This window comes from Dakarella massiliensis (genome assembly GCF_001182045.1).
GTDB lineage: Bacteria > Pseudomonadota > Gammaproteobacteria > Burkholderiales > Burkholderiaceae_F > Mesosutterella > Mesosutterella massiliensis.
Genome location: NZ_CVTY01000006.1, coordinates 113,073 through 136,519, shown reverse-complemented (window position 1 = coordinate 136,519; position 23,447 = coordinate 113,073). Strand labels below are relative to the sequence as shown.

Below are 23,447 nucleotides of genomic sequence, written 5' to 3'. Positions count from 1 at the left end.
GGGTTTCAGTCGATTAGGCGGGAACTGCTTGGTCCTTCAGGGACGGAACCGCGATTTCACCGTTCTCGCTCTTCATATAGTCATTGAAGATGTGCTCGGTGGAAGGTTCGACCCAGAGACCATCCGCGCCGCGGACCGAAGTCTCGTGGAGCCGGCTCGCCTTCGCGCCGCAGGTCCAGACCTTGAAGTTACGCATCTGGGTGCAGAGGCAGGTCTTGCTCTGAACGCACTTCGGGGTGGGACCGTCAAAGGTGCCACCCGCGGCGTCGAGCCACGCGGTGAGGTAAGAGCACTTGCCTTCTTCAAGGAGGTAGCCGTAGGTCTCGCAGTTCGGACGGACGGCGGAGCCGATCGCGGGCGAGTACTTCAGCATGCGCATCGGGTAGCCGGTGGTCGAAATGGTGTTCACTTCGATGTCCTCGGGCTTCGCGTTGAAGTAAGCCTGCTTCACGTCATGCGGGAGACCGGATTCCTGGGCCACGGTGAAGCGGGTCGCCACCTGAACGGCGGCAGCGCCGGCCTTCATGAATTCAACGGCGTCGCTTCCGGTGAAGATGCCGCCCGCCGCGATCACGGGGATATCCGGGTGACCTTCGTTTGCGAGGAATTCCTTCACTTCCTTGAAGATCGGCATGAGGGAATAGTTCGCCCAGTCCATGCCAAAGCCCAGGTGGCCGCCCGCGAGCGGCCCTTCCACGATCACGTAGTCCGGCATGCGGTTATGCTTCGTCGCGCGGCGAAGGAAGAGCTTCAGAGCGCGGACTGAAGACACCATGATGCCGATCTTCACGTCGCGGAAGCGGGGGTTGTCTTCCATCAGGGAGAGTGACGCCATATGAAGACCCGCGCCGAGCGTAATGCCGTCGATACCGGCATCCATCAGGGCGTTGAGACGAGCCTTCAGGGTGCGGAGGGGATCGTTCATCGTGAGCTTCTCCATGCAGTTCACGAAGACGAGGCCGTCACCCTTCTTCTGTTCCATGATCGGACGCGTGTAGAGGAGAGCCGCTTCGCCCAGCATCTCGCTTGAAATGACGTCCTGGCTCTTATCGATCGAATTCATATAGATCCGCTGAGCCTTCGCCTTCTTCGAGGTGAAGTTCGTCCCGAGGATCTTGTCGCAGACAGAGGGGAGCATAGCGTCGGAGATGTGTCCGATGCCGCCGAGTCTCGCCGCTTCAAGGGCCATTTCGCGGGTCGAAATGTTCACGCCCATGCCGCCGATGATGAGCGGCTTAAGTTCCTTATTGCCAAGGCGAAAGGAGAAGTCTTCGAGTTTCATGTTTTCCGTGAAGTTTCTATAAATGCAAGAGAAGCAGATACCTGAGTATCTTAAAAAGCGGGGAAGCGGAAAATGGCAGCGGAAAATAGGGATAAATCCACTTTTTTATGCTCGTTAATGAATGCCGTTTTGGTGTATAAGCGCGAATCTGTCTTTAGGGCTTCCAGCGCCGGGTATATGTCTGTTATGAAATACCCACGACTTTAGACAGCATAATCCGAATTGCGAAAAATGCCATAGGGGTTCTGCCTAAAAATTAGGCACTGTGCAAAAGTCAAATGTTTCCAATAGTTTGGAAAAATAAAAATTACACTTCTTCACAGGAAATGTGGATATTTCCCCCATTCGGATGAGGGAGAGTGGCGGAGAACGGAAAACCGCCCGAAAGTCCGGTAATTATTCTATTGAACAGTTAGTTAGTGCGCAAGTACCTTGAAAAATATAAGGAAAACCGGATTCTGTGCAATTACCGGGGGCAGCGCTTTATGTCAGTTACTGTAAACAGTCGAAGAAAAGGCCTGAAGAAACGGGTTCTTCAGGCCTCGGTAACCTGCTGAAAAGCGTGTTAAAAGAGAGATAACTCTTAGTCAGAAAGGATCCGGTCAACGAGGGCGTTCACGTGGATCTGGACCCCGTCGAGCTGCGGAATGTCGGGGTACTTGGAGAACACCATTGGAAGCTCGGTGCAGCCAAGAACGAGCGCGCCCGCGTCATGCTGACGCATAAGAGAGAGGGCAATCTCACGGAACGCGGCCGCGGTGTCCTCCTTCACAATCCCCTGCTCGAGCTCATTCATGATGTGGTCCGCCACCCAGTCGCGGGTCTCGGCTTCAGGCGTCACCACGTCAACCCCATCCCGAAGGAACGGTTTCTGGAAGAACCCATCCTCCATCGTCGCCTTGGTGCCAAGGAGAAGAACCCGCTTGTAGCCGCGCTTCTTCGCTTCATCAAGCGTCGCTTCGACGATGCTGACAAGAGGAATCGGGGACACTTTCTCAAGTTCCTCAAACACCATATGTCCCGTGTAGCAGGAGAGCGCCGCGAAATCGCACCCCGCGGCAGCGAGCGATTTGATCCCGTCAAGGAAATAGTCCACGAGTTCCTGCTTCTTCCCCGCGACACTCATCGGCACGACATCAAAGCATCTCATGCTTTCAATCGTGATCCGCGGGAAAAAATCGTGTCCGACGCGGTCCTTCACGCCGAAAACAATGCCTTTGTAATAGGGAACGGTGGATTCCGGTCCGACGCCGCCGATGAGGCCAAGCTTCTTCATTCGAGAGTCTCCTCCAGGAGTTAAGCGTTTGTGTGTTCCTGAAACCTTGTTTGGGAAGCCTCACGCGCTTCCCGCTGGCTTCAGGGGCGTATCTAGTGAAGTGTAGACCGGATCCGTGAATCTCCCGCGGCTTATCAGGGGGATATTGAGCCGTGGGAGATGCCGACTGAGAATCCGCATTTGCTGGATCGGGAAAGGCGTCTTTCAGCTTGTTTTTCAATGCCGAATTTTGAATTGCGGATATCAGCCGACGGTTGAATGAGATTTCCTTAAGGCAGGCCGATGGGCTTCGGTTCCGGCTTAAAGAAAAATGCCTCGTTTTCAGGAACGTTGGGCCCGAACTTGTTGTCCTTCGAGTCAGAAGGCCAGAGCACAATCGCGAGGCTAATTACTGCTAACACAATTTCACCGACGTCCCGGGAACCGACGGAAATCAAGCTGCAAACAAAAAGGATTAATAAAATCCACCACCCAGAGATACCAATATCGTGCAGCCTTTGAATGAGAGTGAAAAATGTAAATATAGAAAAGAGAATGGTTACTGTTATGCTGAAGCAGAGCATTAACTGGGCACTTCTCTCTGAACCAGCATCAAGGTTTAAGCTAACAACGATAGCGAGAGGAAGGATATAACCAATGGCGAACATCAGAGCGGTGAGGCAGATCCCCCATATAAAATAAGGGAGACGTCTCATCCGTCCTCGCCAGGTGAAGCAACGGAGATTTCTAATATTTTTCTTGTCAGGCATGGTTTTAGTCCCTCTGATGAACTGTGGGGAAAATGGGAAGATGCAAGGCACTTGATTTTTTTGCAGAACTTTATAGCGCCATTTACGTAAGTATATAAATAACTTATAAGAGAAACTAGGCGCAACTTACTGACGATGCTGAAACTGAATAAAAACAATAGCTAAACAAAAACGCCTTCTTTATCGAGAAGGCGTTCCGCGTTGAGTAACGAACGATTTTTGGAAAAATAGTAATGACGCCGAAATCGATCTCCGGTTAATGTGTGATCGCCATTTCATTCGCCGGTGTCGGGGCTTTCGGCTGATAGAGGAAGACACCGTTCGCCTCGGTGTTCGGTCCGTATTTATTTTCTTCAGGCTGAGAGGGCAGAACCCCAAGCGCGAGGAGGAAGATAAGGTTCACGATTGAGTCGAGCGCCGAGAAAATGCCGGTGTCGAAGACTGAATCCACAACCGCGCAGATAACGCCGAAAATCATCATGCCGATCGCCCACCAGCCGGAGAGGCCAATGTCATGCAGCCGCTGAAAGAAAATCGCGTAGCAGGCGATCACGGTTCCGACGAGTCCCGCGAAGAAGACGATCAGTAAAAAGATACTGAGCGCTGCGCTGGAATCCGCCGCGATGAATGTCAGCGCGAGCAGCGCCCCGAGGACGCAGCACGTAAGGAAATACGGAAGGAGCCAGAACCAGAAGGGCTTCCGCCTCATGCGGCCCTTGAACGTGAAACAGCGGAAATCTCTGATACGGCGGTCGGAAGCCATGGTTAACTCCTTAAGCCAAAAAGAAAAAATGCCTGAAAGACGGGGTCTCTCAGGCAGTGTAGCGGATCAGGCGGCGGCTTTGGAAGGATCGGGCTTTCTGTCTTCCGGCAGCCGGTAGATAAAGGCTCCATTCGCGTCAACGTTCGGCCCGAACTTGTTGTTTTTTGCCTGCGGCGGCCAGAAACCGATCGCGAGCGTTCCGATGGTGCTCGGAATCCAGAGCGGAATGAAGCAGCCGATCACCGCCACCGCGATCCAGATCGGAAGGAGCCACCAGCCGGAAATCCCGATATCGTGCACGCGCTGGATCAGAAGGAAGACCGAGCAGATGACGCCCGGGATCAGGGCGAGAAGCCACCAGACGAGCCCCGCGTCGAGATTCTCAGACCCCGCCGGCACTCCGTTATTCAGCCAATAGAGATACGCGAGCCAGATAAAGGTCATGAGACCATAGTACGCGCCGACACAGATGTTCCAGAGCCAGTAGGGAGCCCGTCTCATGCGGCCCCGAGGCGTGAAGCAGCGGATTTTCTGAGTGATGCTTGTTTTAGCCATGGCGCGTTTCCTTAAAAAAGCGTGATTCGCAGAACCAGGGCGGCAATCCGGATACTGAATTCCCGTTTAAGTTCTTATCTCCATTACATAAAGAATGATAACGCCAGAAGCCGGGTATATAGCATCCGGATAATGAGTTTTACAAAAATAATCGCTTTGGTTGGATAGGGAAGGACGGCAAAAGAGGAGAAGCCGGGCAACAAAAAAGCGCCTTCAGGAGAGAAGGCGCTTCGCTTGGGATCCAGATCCGCGATCAGCCGAGATACCGGCCGTTCGCGTCGGTGTCAGGACCGTAGTGGTTATCCTGATGCTCGGAGGGGAGGAGTCCGATGATCACCGTGAAAAGCATCATGAAGAGGAAGAAGAAAAGCATCCACCAGCCCGAGTGTCCCGCGTCATGAAGCCGCTGGATATGAATAAAGAAATTCGCGATATAGAGCAGCGCGTAACAGATGAGGAAACTGAAGCCTCCATCCACCTGATAGTACGCGAGACCGGACGAAATCTCCGTGATGGTGTCAGAAAACACCGCGGTGACAATGCCGCCGAGTACCCAGAAGGTAATAACCCAGAGCCAGAAGGGCTTCCGGCGGACACGGCCTGAGGGGTGTAAGCAACGGATAGACATGATGCTTTTTCTTTTATGAATTTCTGGCGCTCTCGGGGGTGATGCCAGAAGAAAATTGCTTTAAAAAGCGGCGGAAAAGTGACGTTCCGCCGCTTCAATTCCTTTGAAGCCTTACAGTCTAGATGATACGTTTCCATTTGTATCCGGATGAGGCAGGAATTTTTGTGTCTCTGGGGGTTTTACCCGAGTTTTTGGGGTCTCAGACGGAGCGCCCTGCGGTTCCGGACAATGGAAGAGGCGAGATAAATCGCGATCCCGGACCAGATAAAGAGGAGCGGTATGAGTTCAGCGCGTGTGAGTGACTCACCGAAGAAGAGGACCCCGAGCGACGTGACAAGAATCGGGTTCAGGTACTGGATGAAGCCGAGAATCAGCATCGGGAGGCGCGGGGCGGCGTAGGAGAAGGCGATCATCGGGATCGCGGTCACAAAGCCGACAAAGAGAAGCGCGAGATCAAGCTCCAGCCCGTGCCCATGAAGGAAGTACATGTCGCCGGCGCGTTCCAGATACACGAGGTAGAGCGCGGCCGGAACGAGCATCAGGGCGTGCTCGACCGCGAGGCTGATCCAGGCGGAAAGCGGCACTTTCTTCTTGATCGCAGAGTAGACGGCCCAGGTGCTCGAAACCAGAATCGCGATCCACGGAATTCTTCCGAGACCCCAGATCATAATGAGAACACCGATGAGAGGAAGCACCACGGAAATCCATTGGATCGGCGTCAGTTTCTCGCGGAAAAACACGACTCCGAGAGCAACCGACATGAGAGGCGTGAGGAACATCCCGATACCAAGCTCCACCACGTGCCCGGTATTCACCCCCACAATATTCACGAGCCAGTTCGCGCTTGAGAAAAACGCGGCCCCAACGAGCAGCAGGGCGAGCGGCCTATCCGAGCGAAGTCCGCGGACGACACCGGAAAGCTCACCGAGCCGGCCTTTTGCCGCAAGGTACCCGAAGATGAAGACGAGGCTCCCGATAATTCGGAGGCAGAGAATCTCAAGCGACGACGCCTCCCCAAGGAGCCGCCAGTAGATCGGCATCAGGCCCCAGATGATATAGGCGAGGACACCGGCCGCGATGCCGGCGCGTGCAGCTGAGGGACTATTCAGATCGGGAGCCTGAGTTGTCATTTTCCATCGTCCTTCTGTCGATTTTCGTCTACTGAATATTCTCCTCTATATATAGAGGTTTTTTATGATTTAGATTTCCGTGTGCCTGAGGGGCCGCGAGGGTCAGAGCTGCGGGTCAGTCGGCAGCGGAGCTGATATCGGATCACCATAGATATTGTGTGCCGGGTCGCTCGGCCGGGTGCCGAAGAAGACGAGGCCCGCGAAGGGGAGAATCATCAACGCTCCCGCGATTCCTCCAAACCGGATCCCGGCGATCCCGAGCGCGAGGAGCGCGTAGAACCCAAGCGCCCAGGGGCCGGGCATTCCGGCGTCATGCAGTCTCTGACTCATGAGGCAGGTGAGGGAATAGAGTCCGGCGGCTATGGAAAGGCCGCCAAGCCCCGCGAACACCGCGAAACTCGCGGTTTCAGAGCCCGTCGCGCTCCGCGCCACATCCGCGAGGAGCACGGACACAAACACCGCGCAGGAGAGGAGGATCAGGAGAAGCAGGACGCCGATCCAGAAAAAAACGCCGCGGGAGCCGCCCTGAGGTCCTGAAAAACTGAAGCTGATGCATGGGAAAATCCGAAATTCAGTGAATAGGTTATCTATCCCGCACTTTAACGCGTTTCGGGGCGGAAGATGGCGTGGAAAACGGGCTTTTCCGGGAGGAGGCGTTGTTTCAGGGATTCTTCACTTTCACGCCCCATTTTTTTCCTTTCTTAAGGTCCATTTCAGGCGCGAAAAGTACCCTTTTCAAAAAGTTTTATGCTAAACTAATTTACGTAACGAGAATCATTTCCATCTAACGGTATACCGGTATCTACGCCGGTACCGGCCAAAGAACTAGTCCTTCCGACGTAGCAAAAACACGCATCCCCAATATATGGCGTGTTTCAAATCTGAAGCGAAACTGAAAGAATTCCCCGAAAACATTAAAGATTTTATGTGTGCATTGTGGGGGTCTACCGTTATTACTAAAATGAATACCGCTTTGATTCCATAGCGTTTTCTTGTATCCCTCATGCACGGGATGTAGTGCTAAATCCTCCTTCGCTTAGTCCCGCCTCCCTATTGGATCTGAAAAAACTGATCCCTAGAATGCGTGACATGCCCGGCCCGAACGGGATTTACAAAAACAAAGCAAATAGGAGGCTTTTTATGGGGATCTCCCGTAGAAGTTTTTTCAAACGCAGCATGGCTCTTGGCACCAGCGGCTTTGTCGCTGCTGCCCCGTCCCTCGCGCACGCTGCCGCCGACACGGCTAAGAAGCCATACAAGCTCGTTTCAACCCAGGAATTCACGAACATCTGCTGCTACTGCGCTGGCGGCTGCGGTGTGATCTGCTCTGTTCGCAACGGCGAACTCGTGAACCTTGAAGGCGATCCGGATCATCCGGTGAATAAAGGCGGTCTCTGCCCGAAGGGCGCGACCATGTTCAACCTCCGCAACGTCGTTACGCCGGACCGCAAGGTGAAGCATAACGAGTCCCGCCTCCTGAAGCCGCAGGTTCGCCGCCCCGGCTCCGACAAGTGGGAAGACATCTCCTGGGAAGACGCCTTTAACGAAATCGCCCGTCACGTGAAGAAGGCCCGTGACGAAAACTTCGTTGAATACGAAGACGGCGTCCTCGTGAACCGCAACGACGGCATGGCCTCCATCGGCGCTGCCCAGCTGCAGACGGAAGAAGCCTGGCTCGTGCAGAAGTTCTGCCGTTCGCTTGGCTCCGTTCAGATCGATAACCAGACCCGCCCCTGCCACTCCTCCACCCCGGCTGGCTTTGCCCCGACCTTTGGCCGCGGCTCCATGACCTCCCACTGGTGCGACATCGAAAACGCCGACGTCATCATGTCGATCGGCTCGAACAGCGTTGAGTCCCACCCGCTTTCCTCCCGCTACATCGAACGCGCTCAGCGTAAGGGCGGCACCTGGATCGTGGTTGATCCCCGCTACACCCGTTCCGCCGCTCAGGCTGACCTCTTCGCCTGCATCCGCCCGGGTACCGACATCGCCTTCTTCGGCGGCATGATGAACTACATCCTCTCCAACAACCTCTGGCAGGATGAGTACGTCAAGAACTACACGAACGCCCCGTGCCTGATCAACCCGGACTTCAAGTTCGATCCGGAATCCGGCCACTTCACGGGCTACAACCCCGAGACCCACAAGTATGACGACGAGACCTGGTCCTACCAGACCGCCTCTGACCGCGAGTGGGATACGAAGGGCGCGATGAACTGGGTGACGAAGCCCGGTGTCCCGAAGTTCAAGTACCCGACCGTCCATGAGCCGAAGAAGGACATGACGCTGCAGGATCCGAACTGCGTGTTCCAGATCATGAAGCGCCACTATTCCCGCTACGCGCTCGACAAGGTTTCTTCCGTTACCGGTATCGATAAAGAAGTCCTCGAGAAGGTCTATCAGGTTTACACCTCCACCGGCAAGCGTGAACGCGTCGGCACGATCCTCTACGCGCTCGGCGAAACGCAGCACACCTTTGGTTCCCAGAACTGCCGCTCGATGGCTGTGATTCAGCTGCTGCTTGGCAACGTCGGCGTCCCCGGCGGCGGCGTGAACGCGCTCCGCGGCGAACCGAACGTTCAGGGTTCCACCGACATCGCTGCTACCTCTGACGGCCTCCCTGGCTACCTCAACTATCCGCGTCAGGACAAGCATCCGAAGCTCGCTGACTGGCTCGCGAAGGAAACCTACGCTGACGGCTACTACACGAATAAGCCGAAGTTCATGGTCTCCATCCTGAAAGAGTGGTACGGCGAAAACGCCACGGTCGAGAACGACTATGGCTACGACTGGATGCCGAAGCTCCCGCACGAATACCGTGATGCCTCCATGATTCCGACCTGGAACCGTATGCGCGACGGCAAGGTGAAGGGCTACTTCGTCTGGGGCATGAACCCCGCTCACTTCGCTCCGAACGCGTCGAATGCCCGCCGCGGTCTCGCGAAGCTCGACTGGATGGTTGTCTCCGATATCGTCCCGACGGAAACCTCCGACTTCTGGAAGGAACCCGGGTTCGACGTCAAGTCCTGCAAGACCGAAATCTATCGTCTGCCGGCTGCCCTGATCTACGAACGCCCCGGTTCCATCGTGAACTCCGGCCGTATGCTGCAGTGGCGTGAACAGGCTGTGCCGCCGCTCGGCCAGGCGAAGTGGGACCTCGAGATGATGTCCGAAATCTTCACCCGCGTTCAGGACCTCTACCGCAAGGAAGGCGGCAAGTGCCCCGAGGCCGTGACGAAGGTGAACTGGGACTACAAGGTTGACGGCAAGTGGAGCATGGAACGCGTTGCCCGCGCTCTGAATGGCTACAACACCGTGACCGGCAAGTTCCTGAAGACCTACGCTGACCTCCAGGCTGACGGCACCTCCGCCTGCGGCTGCTGGATCTATGTGGGTTACTGGACGAACGACGACGCTCCGCTCGATCACACGAAGCAGCCGGTGTACCGCCGCGGTTCCGAGGATCCCTCTGGTCTCGGCGTGTTCCCGAACTGGGCCTGGGTGTGGCCGGCCAACCGCCGCATTCTCTATAACCGCGGCGCTGCCGACATGAAGGGCCAGCCGTGGAACCCGAAGCGCGACCTCCTGCACTGGGACGAAAAGGCCCAGAAGTGGGTCTGCTACGACGTGCCGGATTTCGTGGCTGCCAAGGACGGCAAGGGTGTTCCGCCGAACAACAAGGCCTTCATGATGACCTGGGAACAGTACTCCCGTCTCTTCCCGAATCACGGCATGGCCGACGGTCCGCTCCCCGAGCACTATGAGCCGTGGGAATCCCCGGTGAAGAACCAGATCAACGGTTCTCAGAACAATCCGTGCGCGATTTACACGACTGACCCGTCCGTGAAGCGTGCTGATCCGGATAAGTTCCCGATCGTCGCCACGACTTACTCCGTGGTTGAACACTGGCAGGCTGGCGGTCAGACCCGTAACTGCCCGTGGCTCGTTGAAATCAGCCCGCGTCCGTTCGTCGAAATGTCTGAAGAACTCGCGAAGGAAAAGGGCATCAAGAACAAGGACCTGGTCCGTGTCTGGAACAATCGTGGCGAAGTCCGCGTCCAGGCCATGGTGACGAAGCGTCTGAAGCCGGTCATGGTTGACGGCAAGCCGCATCACATCCTGGGCTGCCCGCACCACTTCTCCTTCATCGGCCGCTACGCAAGCGACCGCTGGACGATGAACGACCTGACGCCGAACGTCGGAGACCCGAATTCCCAGATTCCGGAATACCGCGGCTTCCTCGTTAACGTCGAAAAGGCCTGATCAGAGAGACTAGGAGATAAATAATGGCAAAACCTAATGATGTCGCCATCTACTTTGACTCGAGCCTTTGCACTGGCTGCAAGGGCTGCCAGGTGGCGTGCAAGCAGTGGAACGAACTTCCCGCTCCGCTCGGTCACAACGTCACGGAATTCTCTGGCTCCCTCCAGAGCCCGATGGATCTGAATGGCGATACGCGTCTTATCCAGACCTTCCACGAGGAAGAGTCCGGCAACAAGTTCCAGCCGATCAACTGGGCTATCGGCCGCCGCTCCTGCATGCACTGCACGGACGCTGCCTGCGTCGAGGTGTGCTCGAGCCACGCGCTGTTCCACGACAAGAACGGCATCGTGAACTTCGACACCGAGAAGTGCAACGGCTGCCAGTACTGCCGTACGGCCTGCCCGTTCGACGTGCCGCGCTTCCGTCCTGGCGATCACAAGATCGACAAGTGCACGGCCTGCATGGACCGTCTCGAGAAGGGCGGTATCCCGGCCTGCGTGAAGACCTGCCAGCCTGAAGCCCTCCGCTTCGGCAACCGCGACGAAATGATCGCGAAGGCCAAGGCCCGCGTTGAAGTCCTGAAGGCTAAGGGCTTCAGCAAGGCTGAGGTCTACGGTGAAACCGAAATGGGCGGTCTGCACGTGATCTACGTCTGCAAGCACGGTCACGAGGCCTATGGTCTCCCGACCAATCCGCAGAAGAAGGCTGTGTACGACTCCCACAAGCTCTTCCGTCCGCTCGGCGGCATTGCCGCGGCCGCGACCGTTGCCGGTCTCGCACTCTCCTGGATCTCGGCTCGCAAGTATCACCGCGATGATCTGACGATCGACGAAGCGAAGAAGACCTGGTCTCCGGAACAGCAGGTGAAGGCCGACGCTGAACTGAAGGCTGCCCTCGAAGAAAAGGAGGAAAAATAAATGACTCGCTATATCCAGCGCCACTCCCGTCTCGCCCGTGTGACCCACGGTGTCGCTGCGGTGTCCTGCATTTTCCTCGCTCTCACCGGCGTCGCGGTTTTCACGCCGGCGATCTCCGAGGCTCTTGGCGGAACGTTCGTCTACTGGATGCGCATGCTGCACCGTATCGCCGCGGTGCCGTTCATCCTCTTCCCGCTGATCGCTCTCGTTCGTTTTCCGAAGGGTGCCGCGCACCTCTTCAAGAACAACATCTTCGGCAAGTGGGATAAGGACGACTGGGAATTCGCCCGCAAGTTCGTGCCTTACCTCTTCAACCCGCAGAAGGTCCATATGCCTCCGCAGCACGAAGTGAAGGGCGCGCAGCGTATGGCTGACGGCGGTCTCGTGATCATGGGCATCCTGATGGCTCTTTCGGGCCTCGTGATGTGGGCTGAAGCCGGCTGGCTTCCTGGCTCCACCGGTATCGCGATGTCGGCTTCCCTCATCTGGGCTGCCCACATCATCCACGACATCGGGTTCCTCGTGATCATCGTCTTCGGTCTTGGCCACATCTACCTTGGCGCCGGCATCTTCCAGCCGTACAAGGGCACTGCCAACCTCATGTGGGGTGACGGCAAGGTCTCTGAAGCTGACGCCGCCTACCACTGGGGCTACTGGGCTAACACCCGCCTCGGCACCGGTGAAGGCGTGACCACCGAAAAGAAGTAAGAAGCAACACGCAGTAAAGCTCTAGTTTCATCAGAGCGGCAGTACCAGGGATGCGGGGGGCCTCGCGCCCCTCCTCCCAGGGACCCCTAAAGCAGTACCCGGTTTAAAAACATCAAATCCAATAACTTAAAAAGAGTTTCAAACCATGGATAAGAATCTTGAACAGGCAGTTGAGCAGCTTTCGAAGGGCGTTGCCCCGGAGACCGTTCACGTGCTTTGGCTGATGGCTGAGACGCTTGAGAAGACCCGCGAGCTCTCGGATAGCTATTCGCTCGAAATCGTTGATCTCACCCCTGAATCCGTTGAACGCGTGAAGAAGGGTGAAAGCACGGTGCTCCAGGAGTCGCCGGTCGCGATCGACCGCGCGAGCCTCGCCGCTGTGTGCCGCGAGATTCTCTCCACGCTCCTCGGAAAGGTCGGCAAAGATATGGATCCCGAGGTCCTCAAGATGCTTGAGGGCATTGACTGGGACGCGCTCGTGGATGACCATGCGGCGACGCTGGCCGGCACCCGTCCGCAGGAGTTCCTGAATTACATCTATGACAACGCGAATGGGGCGGATCCGGATACGCTCTCGCGCTTCATCTTCCCGGTTCTCTCCTGGGCCCTCCGTGTCTTCATCGGCAACGCCGCGAAGCAGAAGGCCGCGTCTCTGGATCAGGATTCGCTTGAGGACCGCAAATACGGCTACAAGCCTCACTGCCCGATCTGCGGCGGTGATCCTGTGATGGCCCGTGTTTCTGAAACGAATTTCAATGGCTCGGTTCGCAGCCTCGTCTGCGGCACCTGCGGCGCTTCCTGGTACTGGAACCGCATCGGCTGCCCCTACTGCGAAACGAACGCGACGCGTGACCTCCGTTATGTCCACGATAAGGACGACCTGGATCACCGCCTCTACGTGTGCGACCACTGCGGTGAGATCCTCCCGACCGTGTTCGAGCACGAGGATGAATTTAACCGGACTCCGGACGAGCTTGAGCTCGTGAAGCTCGGTGATCTCCAGATGGCTTACGAAGCCGATCAGGAGAAGCCCCTCAACTAAGAGGCGGTGAAGCAGCTTAAAGGAACGGAAAGACTGACCGCAGTGGGTGTCAGGGTTTTTATAAAGGAAGCGCCATGGATCTCAATCAGTGTGCAAGACCGGTAACCGCGTACAAGCGCAACTTCGACACGTTCGGAGCGGTGCCGGATGTCGTGGCTGAGGAAGTCCCAGTGGCGCTCGTTTATAACGGGATCAGCCATGTCGTGATGATGGCGCTCCCCTCTGACCTTGAGGAGTTCGCGGTCGGTTTCTCACTCTCTGAAGGCATCATCCAGGATCGCTCCGAGATCTATGGGATGGACGTGGTGCCGGCCTGCCGCGGCGTTCGGGTGGAGCTCGAGGTGTCGAGCGAAAGCTTCATGAAGCTGAAGGAACGCCGCCGGTCACTCGCCGGCCGCACGGGCTGCGGTGTCTGCGGTCTTGAGCAGATCAATGACGTGATCCGCCCGGTGAAGCCGCTTCCCCGCACCGCGACCTTTGATCTCCAGCACCTCGATCGGGCGCTCTCCGCGATGAAGGCCTGCCAGCTTGTCGGCGACGTTACGGGCTGCACGCATGCGGCGTGCCTTCTCGATGACCATGGCGGCACGATCGGCTGCATGGAGGACGTCGGCCGCCATGTGGCGCTCGATAAGCTCCTTGGGGCCCGCGGCATGCGCGCTCCCACGGCTCCTGAGTGGAACAGCCGCGTGGTGCTGATCTCATCCCGCGCTTCCTACGAAATGGTTCAGAAAGCGGCGAGCTGCGGCGTTGAAGTGCTGCTCGCTGTGTCCGCCGCGACGGGGTTTGCCGTCGAAACGGCGGAAAAGGCGGGGCTCACGCTGGCGGCGTTCTGCCGCCCAGGCCGCGCGACGGTCCTCACGCATCCCGAGCGCCTCACGAACGCCGGACTTCCCGCGCAGCGCGGCGTTGTTATCGATTCGGTCGCCGAGCGTACCTTCCGGCGTCCCGCAGAAGAATCCGTCTCCTAGGGCTGCGAAGTAACTTGCAGTCTTTGATTTCCCGTCCGCCAAAGCACGGGAAATTTTCAGGGATGTCAGGGCAGCGATATCCGGGACATCCCTCTTTTTCTTCTTCTCTGTATTTAGCTAGAACAGAGACTTTCATGCCTGGGCTTCGAGCTCAGGTTTTTTTTATATGCATAGAGAGCGGAGCCGCAGTCCGCTCTCATCAAAAAGCCGTTTCCCCTTTTAAGGCCTGATAGATACAAATAGATCCTGATAGTTACTATCAGGATCTATCAGAAACTATTAATCGGTTTACGCCGCTATTCCACGGTCTCTCCGCACTCAGGACAAACGAGTTTTCCTTCCCGACGCCTGTAGTAGTCGGACTTCAGAGCGTTCCCGAAGAGCGAGGTCCGCCCGCAGCATTGGCACGTGAGTTTCCGCCGCACGACGTTCCCGCAGTCCTTGCAGTACAGGATGTTCCATTCGGTCGGGTTTCCATCCCGGTCAAAGTCAGACGCGCGGACGGAGAGACGCTCGCCGCTCGCGCCGCAGACCGGGCATAGGAGCTCATCGGGGTGAGAGAAATCCGCCTCGTAATCGTGTTCCAGCGCCTGAAGCCACTCGAGCACCGCTTTTGCGAGTCCGTTATTCCGGGGAAGGGTCCCAATGTCGGCGAACGCGTGCACCCAGCCCCGGCCGCGGTTCATGAGCCCGAAGTAGCTGGGACGCTCGGTTTCCGGTGTCGGGTACACAAGAAAAAGCATGTTGCGGCCGTCCGTCATCCGGAGGTCGCGCTCACGGTCGCTTTCAGCCCGGCTCAGGAACTCATCCCGGTTCTCCGCCTCGATAAAAGGCTCATCCGACGTCCTCAGTCTTTCCTCGAGATAGTCCTTCCGGTACGCGAGTTAATCAAGGAGCTGACGGCAGTCCGAGGCTTTAAAGACCGTGCGGAACTTCGCGTCGAGAATCAGTTTCGGGAAGCGTTTGTCGAGCCGCGACTCATCAATCAGCTCAAGGACAAAGTCCGGGCGGTAGGCGTAACGCTGCGCGCCCTGTTTCGGAAGCTCGTATTCGTACGTGAGCCGTATTCGGTAGCGCCAGGAGGGGTGAGAGAATTCAAGGCGGATGTTATGTTCATCGCGGATCACCTTGCGGACAAAACTGCTCACCCAATCCGGCGTTAGAGTCAGTCTGAATCGGGTCTGCAGCACCCGGACGAGCGTCACGAGCACCCAGCGTTCATAGAGCTCCGCGAGGCGCGTGATTCTGAAGTGACGTGAATGCTGGAACGCGTACCGGAGACTATCCACGGTCTCGAAACCCATGCGGTTCGAGAAAAACGCCTTCTGCGCTCGGTAGAGGTGCGAGTACTTCGTGTCCTGCTGGAACACCACCATGTTGTAATTCAGCGCTTCGGTTCCTATCCCGAGCTTGATCAGGCGGTCGCGGTTCCGGCGGAGCTTCTCCCGCATGAATTTCAGCGTCTCAGTGTCCTCATGATCAAAGAACCGGTCTTTCACGGACTGCGGCTGATCAAGCGTGAGTTCCACGAATTCAAGCGTCCGTTCGACGACAGAATGCACGAACTGATTCACGCCGCTGTTCCAGTCGTGATGAAGCTCGCGGGAGAGGAGCGTCCGGGCGTTGGGGTTAACAGCTAGTCATCAATAATTTATGCAAACCTGTCCATTATCCTGAAAACAGACCTTTCGTAAAGGAGATCTGCCATGAAGGAGAGAAAGAATCTGATGTCAGTTGGACAGGTTGCAGAGATCTTCGGGGTGACAGCGGGTACCGTCCGTCGATGGTGCAGAGAAGGCAAACTGAAGGAATATCTCCGAACAGTGGGTAATCACAGGCGGTTTCGCGAAGAAGATTATCGACACCTCCTCCCGGGTGAAGAGAGAGGCCGGAAAACTGTGGGTTACGCCCGTGTTCAAGTCATGATCAGAAAAGCGATCTTCAGACTCAGGCGGAAAGACTCCGGGGATATGGATGTGATGAAGTCATCATGGATCTTGGAAGCGGGCTTAATTGCAAAAAGCCAGGACTCAGAAAGCTGATGAGACTGCTTCTTGGCGGACAAATCCGAACTTTGGTGCTGACCCATGACGACAGGCTGCTTCGGTTTGGCACGGAACTGATCTATATCCTTTGCCGTTGGGTGAAAACCTCTGTTGTTGTTCTGGATGAGTTAGCGGAGGAACTTTTTGAGACTGAACTCGTCAAAGACGTGATAACACTGATGACTGTGTTTTCCGCCCGGCTCTATGGGAAACGCAGCTAATCGAAATAGCGTCGAGCTTCCGTTTATATGTAACAAAATATTATCCGCCTGAAACTCACTTAAAGACCGGCAGAGAATGTGACTGTGCAGCGGGGCTTGTTTTTTAGCCGCGTATAAGTATTATTTTAATAACCTATTTACAGTTACTTTTCCTATGTCAGACAACGAGCTTTGCTGGTATCTCGCATTCAGAACAAAACTGGATCCTACGAAGGAGCAGGCGGAATATTTCGCCCGTGCCAGCGGCACTGCTCGTCTTGTCTTCAACTGGGGACTGGGGCAATGGAAAAAACAGTATGAGGAGTACAAAAACGGGCTGCGTTCCAGCCCTCCGAAAATCAAAGATATAAAGAAACAGCTGACACAGCTGAAAAAGGAGGGAGAGAAGTTCTTCTGGATGAAGAAGGTGACCAAGTGCGCTCCGCAGTACGCGCTGACTGATCTTGGGATGGCTTTTGAGCACTTTTTTGACAATCCTGACGACTTCAAATATCCGAATTTCAAAAAGAAGGGCTCTTCGAAGGACAGCTTCCGTCTGGATAACTGGCAATTCAAAGTTGAGAACAATCGCATCCACGTTCCCCATGTTGGGTGGGTACGTATGCATGAGCGTCTGCGATTCAGGGGCGCCAAACTGCTTTGGGCGACTATCTCGCGACAGGCAGACGGTTGGTACGTGAGCATTACGCTTGAACTCCATGATCTCGATCATCTCAGTCCGGCTAAAAACCATGGCCGCATTGGGGTGGATCTGGGAGTTCTGAATTTTGCCACGCTCTCAAACGGTCTCGTCTTCGAAGGCCCGAAGCCGCTGAAAAAATACAGTAAGAAGCTTGCGAAGCTTCAGCGAAAATTTTCCCGTACTGAAAAAAAACAGCCGGAATCGTGCGAAGCTTCGAATTAAGATTGCCCGGCTGCATAAGAAAGTCAGCGATATCCGACTTGATGCCATCCATAAACTCACGGCATTTCTGACTGCCAACTATTCAGAGGTCTGCATTCAGGATCTGAGCGTTAAAGGCATGATGAGGAATCATCACCTTGCGTGCGCCATTTCCGATATGGGATTCCGTGAATTCAGACGTCAGATGGAATACAAAATGAAGCTGCGGGGCGGGAGGCTCGTCATCGCGAGCCGCTGGTTCCCGAGCTCAAAGATGTGCAGATTCTGCGGATTAAGGAACAAAGATCTGAAACTCAAGCAACGGCTTTGGGTCTGCCCGCATTGCGGCAGGATTATCGTTGACAGGGATGTGAATGCAGCTATTAATCTTTGTAATTACATAGATAGAGTTGATAAAAAGGACAGCTGCTCTGACAGCGGCAGCGTCGCGGTAAGCAATCAGAAAAGGAATGCTGTCACGTCCGAGAGTTACCCGGATGTAAGCCCCGCCGGTGAGGATCCGTCCCGGCTGAAGGCCACTGCGGAGAGGCGGGGATGCCAATCCACGATGCAGACATGTCGGAAGACATTGGCCGGAAATGATGCTACCGACCCTGGAGAAAACAGTAAGGCATTTTATTATGGTGTCGGAAGTGATGACTGGGGAAGCCAATGGAATTCTCTGCCCGGCAGTTTTGGCGCAGAGGTAGTCTCTAAGCAAACTGTTAATGTACAGGTTTGTTCAGAGGCTCAGTAACGGATGTCTGGCAGCGATATCCGACATCCCTCTTTTTCTTTTTCTCTGTATAGCTAGGACAGAGATCTTTCATGCCTGGGCTTCGAGCTCAGGTTTTTTATATGCCTATAGAGTAGAGCCGCTGTCCTCTCTTAATAGAAAGACACCTTCTCGGTTAAGACCTGATAGATACGAATAGATCCTGATAGGAACTATCAGGATCTATCAGAAACTATTAATCGGTTTACGCCGTTATTCCACGGTTTCGCCGCATTCGGGGCAGACGAGCTTCCCTTCCCGACGCCGGTAGTAGTCAGACTTCAGCGCGTTCCCGAAGAGCGAGGTCCGGCCGCAGCACTGGCATGTGAGCTTCCGACGCACGACGTTCCCGCAGTCCTTGCAGTAAAGAATGTTCCATTCGATCGGGTGCCCGTCATGATCGAAATCGGAAGCTCTGAGCACCAGATGATCGCCGCTCGCGCCGCAGACCGGACAGAGGAGCTCATCGGGGTGAGAGAAATCCGCCTCGTAGTCGTGCTCCAGCGCCTGAAGCCACTCGAGCACCGCTTTCGCGAGCCCGTTATTCCGGGGAAGGGTTCCGAAGTCCGCGAACGCGTGCACCCAGCCCCGGCCGTGATCCATGAGACCAAAGTAGCTTGGGCGCTCGCTTTCAGGTGTTGGGTTGACGAGGAAGAGCATGTTGCGGCCGTCGGTTATCTGACGGTCACGCGCTAAGCGGGCGGCTGCCTACTCCATAAATTCAGACCGGCCCCGCGGCGGAATATAGGGAGTGTCGGAGGTCTTCTGCGCTTCCTGCAGGTAGTCCTTGCGGTACGCGAGTTCCTCAAGCAGCTGCCGGCAGTCCGCGGCGTTAAAGACCGTGCGGAATTTGGCGTCGAGAATGAGTTTCGGGAAACGTTTTTCAAGCCGCGACTCATCGATCAGCTCAAGCACAAAGTCCGGGCGGAAGGCGTAACGCTGTGTCCCTTGTTTTGGGAGCTCGTACTCGTAGGTAAGACGGATCCGATAGTGCCAGGAAGGATGCGTGAATTCGAGACGGATGTTATGTTCGTCCCGGATCACCTTGCGGATAAAGTCGCTCACCCAGCCGGTCGGCAGCGTCAGCTTGAACCGGGTCTGCAGAACCCGGACGAGCGTCACGAGTACCCAGCGTTCGTAGAGTTCCGCGAGGCGCGTGATTCTGAAGTGGCGCGAATGCTGGGACGCGTAGTGGAGACTTTCCACGGATTCAAAGCCGACGCGGTTCGAGAAGAACGCTTTCTGGGCTCGGTAGAGGTGCGAATACTTCGTGTCCTGCTGGAACACCACCATATTGAAGTTCAGCGCTTCAGTCCCGATTCCGAGCTTGATCAGGCGGTCGCGGCTCCGGCGGAGCTTCTCCCGCATGAGTTTCAGCGTCTCGGTGTCATCGTGATCAAAGTACCGATCCTTCACGGACTGCGGCTGATCGAGCACGAGTTCCACGAATTCGAGCGTCCGTTCGACGACAGAATGCACGAACTGATTCACGCCGCTGTTCCAGTCGTGATGAAGCTCGCGGGAGAGAAGCGTCCGGGCGTTGGGGTTGAGGTATTTCCGGATCAGCGTGGCGGAGGACTGCCGGGAACGCCGCGCGGGAAGGAGATCTTCCCGGAGACCGATTTTCGACCGGAGCGACGCCATCACGGATTCGATGGAGTTCACCAGATCGACGAGAGATTCAAACTGATAGAGGCTGCCTTCTTTCGGTGAGCCGCTGGAGTCTGCGCTCACGGCAGCGGACGCGGTGAGGGGATTTTCTCCCGCGAGAATGATCTCATAGAGCCCGTCCGGGAAGTCACGGAGCATCCGGTCAAGCGACGCCTGATCAAAGGGCTCGCATTCCACGTGAAGGACAAATTCCGAGCCGTCAGTCCACGCGACCGGGAGGAACCCGACCGAGTTATAGATCGCGGAGCTGCGGAGCGTCTCGGTCTCTCCTGTCTGACGGTTCCTGTCCGTGTAGAAGCAGGAGAGGAACCACCAGCGGTTTCCATCCCAATCCGTAAACGAGTCCCAGGTCTCGCTCGTATTCTCGAGCGGAACCGGGGATGCGGCCGGATTATCGGAGCGGAAGGCCGGAAGAATGATAGACCCGTACTCGTTCCGATTAAACGCGGTCACGACGAGTTCTGTCTCAAACGAGCCGATTTTTTCCGTAAACCGGGGAGCGTTGTTTTCCCGTCTGACAAAACGGATGTAGCACGCGTGGAACATCAGAGCGCCCAGTAGTTGACCTGATTATCACCGTTCCGGCTTTGTTTCAGCAGGTCAGATGCCTCTTCGTTGCACTGCCGGTCATCGAGAACCGATTTCTCAAGGTACGCGTGGAACTTCTGAAGCGCTTCGCCCTTCGTGCCGGGGTAGCCGCGGGAAGATCCCGAATCCGCGTCAAACACCATGCGGGGGAGAATCTTCGAGCGGATCACGGCGCTGATCACGCCGTTCGGATCAAGTCCCACCTTCGTCATCGAGTTCTTCAGATGCAGCGCCTGCTTGATGAGACGCATGCTGAGGTCGATATTGAGAGGGTTCGTGTACTCCCGGAGCCCAATCAGCTTCTGGATGATCGGATCCCGCATCGCCGCGCTGTCGAGATCTTCATACGGTCCCCGGATGCCGAAGGACGCGGGATCAAGCCACTTTGCGTCCCCAGTGCCGGAGCATCGCTCATCATCCTTCATCGCGAACGGGTCGTCGTCCATCTTCAGGACATGAACTCGGTCAAGCACCTTCGGTGAGAACGAGTTCGTTGTCTCATCCACATTGATTGTGCCGATGAAGCGGACATTCTGTGGAATCTTAAGCATTTGGCCGGATTTCCCGTCATCCGCGGCACCTTTCGCGATTTCAACGAGCTTCGTGAGAAGCGGCGCTTCGCCGAATTCCTTCAGAGCGCTGGCGAGAAGCCCTCGGTAATCGGGGTCCCCGAGCATATCCTGGAGTGTGACATCAGAACCCTTGTCGCCTAGGAACGAGAGGATCACTTTGCAGACCGCGTACTGCGCTTTGCGGGGAGCCGGATCCTTGTTCTTCGGAATCCCGGGAAGCACGATTTCAGGTTCCGGAACCGTTCGGTCTTCAAGGCGGCTGAGGAAATCCGCGAAGTAGTGCTCAGGGATAGCGATGTTCATTTCGTCGAGCACAACGAGATGCATCTTTTCCGGATGTGCCGCGGCCTGGAGGAGAGCGTCACGGAAGAGGGTCGACACATAGGTGCCGTTCACCGGATTGAAGTACCCGAGAAGATCCTCCGTGCTCATCCAGTTCGGTTTCACAGGAACGATCGTGACGTCCGCCCCGATCGCCTCGGCGTAACGCTGGCAGAAACTCGTTTTGCCGGTACCGGAGCGGCCGCCAAGCACCACCATGTCGTGCGTCAGCATGAGGGCCGTGAAGGTCTCAATGAGTTTCTTCGGGTATAACCCGCCGCGTTCAGCGATAAAGCCTTCAATACGCCGGATTTCAGCGTCCCAGGCTTTTTCGCCTTCAATCAGTTCGCCGTGATCAGAGAGTTCTTCGTCAGTCTCTTCGTCCGGCGCGTCCGGGTCGGAATAGAACCCCATTGAAGCAAGAGCTTCGAGCATCTGCTCCTTGGTCAGAATGTCCCGTACTTCGCGATCAGACGCGTCCTCCTCAGATGAATCGGAATTCTCATCGTCAGCAGCCTCTTCGGCAGGCTCCGATTCGCTTTCAGGATTCTCCGCGAAATCTGAATCATCCTCTTCGATCTCAGGCTCTTCAGCGGATTCTGATGCTGTGGAGTCAGTGAGAGACTCGTCAGACGTCTCTTCTTCTGAATCAGTGTCAGAGACCTCAGGCGTTTCATCTTCAGTGTCAGGGTCTTCCGGCGGCAGTTCCTGGGGTTCAGGCAGTTCCTTATGAACGGCAGGGGAAACCTTGACCTCCTCAGGCTTCGGACCCGTAGGGAGAGGCTGTTCTTCCGGGCGCGTATGAACGGTCGGTGTGATGTGTTCAACGTGCTGGTTCCGTTCTTTCTTCCATCCCTTTTTAACGGTGATTGTGCCTTCATCTCTGGAAGGCTTTTCCTCAGGTTTTGTCGAGGTAACTGGCGCGGCGGATTTCGGCGCGGAAGAGAGCTTTGCCTGTTCCTTCTTTTCCTCAGCCTCCTTCCGGTTGAATTCTTTCAGCAGCTCCTGGCGGATACCGTAGTTGCCAAAGGGTTTGGCATAGGCGTTTTCGGAAGGCGAGTGGGAGCTGTGCGGCTGCTTACGCAGAATCGCGGACTGAACAGAGGAGATCGGAGAGGAATAAACCTTATGCGTAATCGTCTGCGTCTTCGGCTGAACGGCTTCGATTTTCATGTTGACCGTGATGTACTCAAGGTCAGTTGCTTTGAGATAGAGCAGCGTTGAGCCGGAAAGGTTTTTGAGCGTCACATGAAACCGCACTTTGGAACCAAACGAGAATCGCCAGCAAAGCTGCGGGTCGTCGATTCTGAGATACTGTATCGGTTCGAGCGGTTTATAGAAGAACCGATACTGTTCAGCGATATCTTTTGGGAGCAGGAGCTGATCCGCTGCGGGATTCGATGGGTCGTAGCTCTGATGCGGATCATGAAGGTAATCGATGACGGTTATCGACGGGGTTCTTCCCGGAAGATTCACCAGCGTTCCCCAGAAAAACTGATCCGGGGTAGCGTTCCACCGTTTAAGCAGATGAATCAGAATGTTGTCTCTTTCGCGCTGTGTCATCATGGCCGGAACTCTGCCTTTAATCTATTTCGGGAACGGTTTTCTTAATAATCAGAGAGTTGTTCCTGCATATCAGAAGTGAATCTCATCAACTGAATGGCGGAGAGTCGGACGGTCGGTCCAATGTGTCAGAGGTCAGACGATGAAACGCATGCAGGTAACGCGGCTGGCATCACCGATATCAAAGCTTTTGGTGCCAGTCAGAAGGGAAATAATGCCTGTGTTCGTACTGTTTTGCAACACGCTGACACATAATTTTGACCCTAGGCAGATGAAGAATTCTCTCCTTAACATTTACCCCCTCTCCCGAGTTAAGACGATACGATTGGAATTTTCTTGAAAATAAAAGGGGAAAACGGAATCTGATAAATATTCTCAGACAGAAATCGGAATAACTATTTAGTATATTTTCGTTATTTGCCTTATATCGTAAATTTTGAATAAAGTAATTCCGGTAGTCGATTTAAGTTATAAAATTTGTAAAGTCAAATCATGGTCTGTTGCCATCAGATCTCCGACTCAGC

Annotated in this window: 19 protein-coding genes and 2 pseudogenes; 8 read left to right on the top strand and 13 right to left on the bottom strand. The window is 55.5% G+C overall.

Annotated features, from left to right (window positions below; genetic code table 11):
• Positions 1–13: 13 nt before the first annotated feature.
• The 8 genes from BN1936_RS04495 to BN1936_RS11665 form a co-directional block, all read right to left on the bottom strand.
• Positions 14–1,282 (bottom strand): nitronate monooxygenase, encoded by a 1,269-nt coding sequence (locus BN1936_RS04495; protein WP_049686752.1) that lies wholly within the window; start codon positions 1,280–1,282, stop codon positions 14–16.
• 583 nt (positions 1,283–1,865) lie between these two features.
• The gene (locus tag BN1936_RS04490; RefSeq protein WP_022444658.1) at positions 1,866–2,558 is read right to left on the bottom strand and encodes an aspartate/glutamate racemase family protein; all 693 of its coding nucleotides are present in this window, start codon (positions 2,556–2,558) and stop codon (positions 1,866–1,868) included.
• A 269-nt stretch (positions 2,559–2,827) separates the two neighbouring features.
• Positions 2,828–3,307 (bottom strand): DUF805 domain-containing protein, encoded by a 480-nt coding sequence (locus BN1936_RS04485; RefSeq protein ID WP_082164463.1) that lies wholly within the window; start codon positions 3,305–3,307, stop codon positions 2,828–2,830.
• A 256-nt stretch (positions 3,308–3,563) separates the two neighbouring features.
• Positions 3,564–4,070, bottom strand: coding sequence for a DUF805 domain-containing protein (locus BN1936_RS04480; protein WP_022444660.1), 507 nt, complete (start codon positions 4,068–4,070; stop codon positions 3,564–3,566).
• A gap of 66 nt (positions 4,071–4,136) precedes the next feature.
• Entirely contained in the window at positions 4,137–4,625 is a 489-nt protein-coding gene (locus BN1936_RS04475; protein WP_022444661.1) for a DUF805 domain-containing protein, read from the bottom strand.
• Between the two features lie 253 nt (positions 4,626–4,878).
• Entirely contained in the window at positions 4,879–5,253 is a 375-nt protein-coding gene (locus BN1936_RS04470; RefSeq protein WP_022444662.1) for a DUF805 domain-containing protein, read from the bottom strand.
• Between the two features lie 179 nt (positions 5,254–5,432).
• Positions 5,433–6,383 (bottom strand): EamA family transporter RarD, encoded by a 951-nt coding sequence (gene rarD, locus BN1936_RS04465; protein ID WP_022444663.1) that lies wholly within the window; start codon positions 6,381–6,383, stop codon positions 5,433–5,435.
• A 102-nt stretch (positions 6,384–6,485) separates the two neighbouring features.
• On the bottom strand, positions 6,486–6,881 hold the full coding sequence (locus BN1936_RS11665) for a DUF805 domain-containing protein (RefSeq protein ID WP_456236240.1): 396 nt from the start codon (positions 6,879–6,881) through the stop codon (positions 6,486–6,488).
• 642 nt (positions 6,882–7,523) lie between these two features.
• On the opposite strand from BN1936_RS11665, the gene BN1936_RS04455 reads away from it, so the two are divergent.
• The 5 genes from BN1936_RS04455 (at position 7,524) to fdhD (ending at position 14,284) form a co-directional block, all read left to right on the top strand.
• Complete coding sequence (locus tag BN1936_RS04455; protein WP_049686749.1) at positions 7,524–10,646, top strand: molybdopterin-dependent oxidoreductase; 3,123 nt, start codon at positions 7,524–7,526, stop codon at positions 10,644–10,646.
• 23 nt (positions 10,647–10,669) lie between these two features.
• Positions 10,670–11,563: a 4Fe-4S dicluster domain-containing protein gene (locus tag BN1936_RS04450; RefSeq protein ID WP_022444667.1), complete on the top strand. Its 894-nt coding sequence runs from the start codon at positions 10,670–10,672 to the stop codon at positions 11,561–11,563.
• On the top strand, positions 11,564–12,271 hold the full coding sequence (locus tag BN1936_RS04445) for a cytochrome b/b6 domain-containing protein (RefSeq protein WP_022444668.1): 708 nt from the start codon (positions 11,564–11,566) through the stop codon (positions 12,269–12,271).
• Positions 12,272–12,416: 145 nt separating this feature from the next.
• Entirely contained in the window at positions 12,417–13,313 is an 897-nt protein-coding gene (locus BN1936_RS04440; protein ID WP_022444669.1) for a formate dehydrogenase accessory protein FdhE, read from the top strand.
• Positions 13,314–13,387: 74 nt separating this feature from the next.
• The gene (gene fdhD, locus BN1936_RS04435) at positions 13,388–14,284 is read left to right on the top strand and encodes a formate dehydrogenase accessory sulfurtransferase FdhD (protein ID WP_082164461.1); all 897 of its coding nucleotides are present in this window, start codon (positions 13,388–13,390) and stop codon (positions 14,282–14,284) included.
• 296 nt (positions 14,285–14,580) lie between these two features.
• Here fdhD and BN1936_RS04430 read toward each other — a convergent pair whose 3' ends face one another.
• Both BN1936_RS04430 and BN1936_RS04425 read right to left on the bottom strand, forming a co-directional pair.
• Positions 14,581–15,027, bottom strand: a complete 447-nt coding sequence (locus BN1936_RS04430; protein ID WP_148521177.1) for a hypothetical protein — start codon at positions 15,025–15,027, stop codon at positions 14,581–14,583.
• 141 nt (positions 15,028–15,168) lie between these two features.
• The gene (locus BN1936_RS04425; protein ID WP_022444672.1) at positions 15,169–15,858 is read right to left on the bottom strand and encodes a nuclease domain-containing protein; all 690 of its coding nucleotides are present in this window, start codon (positions 15,856–15,858) and stop codon (positions 15,169–15,171) included.
• Positions 15,859–15,990: 132 nt separating this feature from the next.
• Here BN1936_RS04425 and BN1936_RS11570 point away from each other — a divergent pair, with 132 nt between their 5' ends.
• The 3 genes and pseudogenes from BN1936_RS11570 to BN1936_RS11905 all read left to right on the top strand — a co-directional run.
• Complete coding sequence (locus BN1936_RS11570; protein ID WP_022444673.1) at positions 15,991–16,326, top strand: helix-turn-helix domain-containing protein; 336 nt, start codon at positions 15,991–15,993, stop codon at positions 16,324–16,326.
• A pseudogene (locus BN1936_RS11565) lies at positions 16,257–16,550 on the top strand (recombinase family protein); the annotation flags it as partial. The gene BN1936_RS11570 and the pseudogene BN1936_RS11565, both read left to right, overlap by 70 nt.
• A 193-nt stretch (positions 16,551–16,743) precedes the next feature.
• A pseudogene (locus tag BN1936_RS11905) lies at positions 16,744–18,190 on the top strand (RNA-guided endonuclease InsQ/TnpB family protein); the annotation flags it as partial.
• Positions 18,191–18,421: 231 nt separating this feature from the next.
• Here the strand turns inward: BN1936_RS11905 and BN1936_RS04405 are convergent.
• From BN1936_RS04405 to BN1936_RS04395, 3 genes are read right to left on the bottom strand one after another with little or no spacing between them, the layout of a single operon-like run.
• The gene (locus tag BN1936_RS04405) at positions 18,422–18,868 is read right to left on the bottom strand and encodes a hypothetical protein (RefSeq protein WP_022444676.1); all 447 of its coding nucleotides are present in this window, start codon (positions 18,866–18,868) and stop codon (positions 18,422–18,424) included.
• 48 nt (positions 18,869–18,916) lie between these two features.
• On the bottom strand, positions 18,917–20,425 hold the full coding sequence (locus BN1936_RS04400) for a nuclease domain-containing protein (protein WP_049686744.1): 1,509 nt from the start codon (positions 20,423–20,425) through the stop codon (positions 18,917–18,919).
• On the bottom strand, positions 20,425–22,926 hold the full coding sequence (locus BN1936_RS04395) for an McrB family protein (protein WP_049686743.1): 2,502 nt from the start codon (positions 22,924–22,926) through the stop codon (positions 20,425–20,427). Before BN1936_RS04395 ends, BN1936_RS04400 begins: the two co-directional genes overlap by 1 nt.
• Positions 22,927–23,447: the final 521 nt, after the last annotated feature.

Excerpts from the sequence above, each read along its gene's own strand:
- BN1936_RS04440 (WP_022444669.1), top strand. The coding sequence starts at position 12,417 with ATGGATAAGAATCTTGAACAGGCAGTTGAGCAGCTTTCGAAGGGCGTT.
- BN1936_RS04455 (WP_049686749.1), top strand. The coding sequence starts at position 7,524 with ATGGGGATCTCCCGTAGAAGTTTTTTCAAACGCAGCATGGCTCTTGGC.
- rarD (WP_022444663.1), bottom strand. The coding sequence starts at position 6,383 with ATGACAACTCAGGCTCCCGATCTGAATAGTCCCTCAGCTGCACGCGCC.
- BN1936_RS04445 (WP_022444668.1), top strand. The coding sequence starts at position 11,564 with ATGACTCGCTATATCCAGCGCCACTCCCGTCTCGCCCGTGTGACCCAC.
- BN1936_RS04470 (WP_022444662.1), bottom strand. The coding sequence starts at position 5,253 with ATGTCTATCCGTTGCTTACACCCCTCAGGCCGTGTCCGCCGGAAGCCC.
- fdhD (WP_082164461.1), top strand. The coding sequence starts at position 13,388 with ATGGATCTCAATCAGTGTGCAAGACCGGTAACCGCGTACAAGCGCAAC.
- BN1936_RS04495 (WP_049686752.1), bottom strand. The coding sequence starts at position 1,282 with ATGAAACTCGAAGACTTCTCCTTTCGCCTTGGCAATAAGGAACTTAAG.
- BN1936_RS04475 (WP_022444661.1), bottom strand. The coding sequence starts at position 4,625 with ATGGCTAAAACAAGCATCACTCAGAAAATCCGCTGCTTCACGCCTCGG.
- BN1936_RS04400 (WP_049686744.1), bottom strand. The coding sequence starts at position 20,425 with ATGTTCCACGCGTGCTACATCCGTTTTGTCAGACGGGAAAACAACGCT.
- BN1936_RS04405 (WP_022444676.1), bottom strand. The coding sequence starts at position 18,868 with ATGCTCTTCCTCGTCAACCCAACACCTGAAAGCGAGCGCCCAAGCTAC.
- BN1936_RS04450 (WP_022444667.1), top strand. The coding sequence starts at position 10,670 with ATGGCAAAACCTAATGATGTCGCCATCTACTTTGACTCGAGCCTTTGC.
- BN1936_RS04395 (WP_049686743.1), bottom strand. The coding sequence starts at position 22,926 with ATGATGACACAGCGCGAAAGAGACAACATTCTGATTCATCTGCTTAAA.
- BN1936_RS04485 (WP_082164463.1), bottom strand. The coding sequence starts at position 3,307 with ATGCCTGACAAGAAAAATATTAGAAATCTCCGTTGCTTCACCTGGCGA.
- BN1936_RS11570 (WP_022444673.1), top strand. The coding sequence starts at position 15,991 with ATGAAGGAGAGAAAGAATCTGATGTCAGTTGGACAGGTTGCAGAGATC.
- BN1936_RS04430 (WP_148521177.1), bottom strand. The coding sequence starts at position 15,027 with ATGCTTTTTCTTGTGTACCCGACACCGGAAACCGAGCGTCCCAGCTAC.
- BN1936_RS04480 (WP_022444660.1), bottom strand. The coding sequence starts at position 4,070 with ATGGCTTCCGACCGCCGTATCAGAGATTTCCGCTGTTTCACGTTCAAG.
- BN1936_RS04490 (WP_022444658.1), bottom strand. The coding sequence starts at position 2,558 with ATGAAGAAGCTTGGCCTCATCGGCGGCGTCGGACCGGAATCCACCGTT.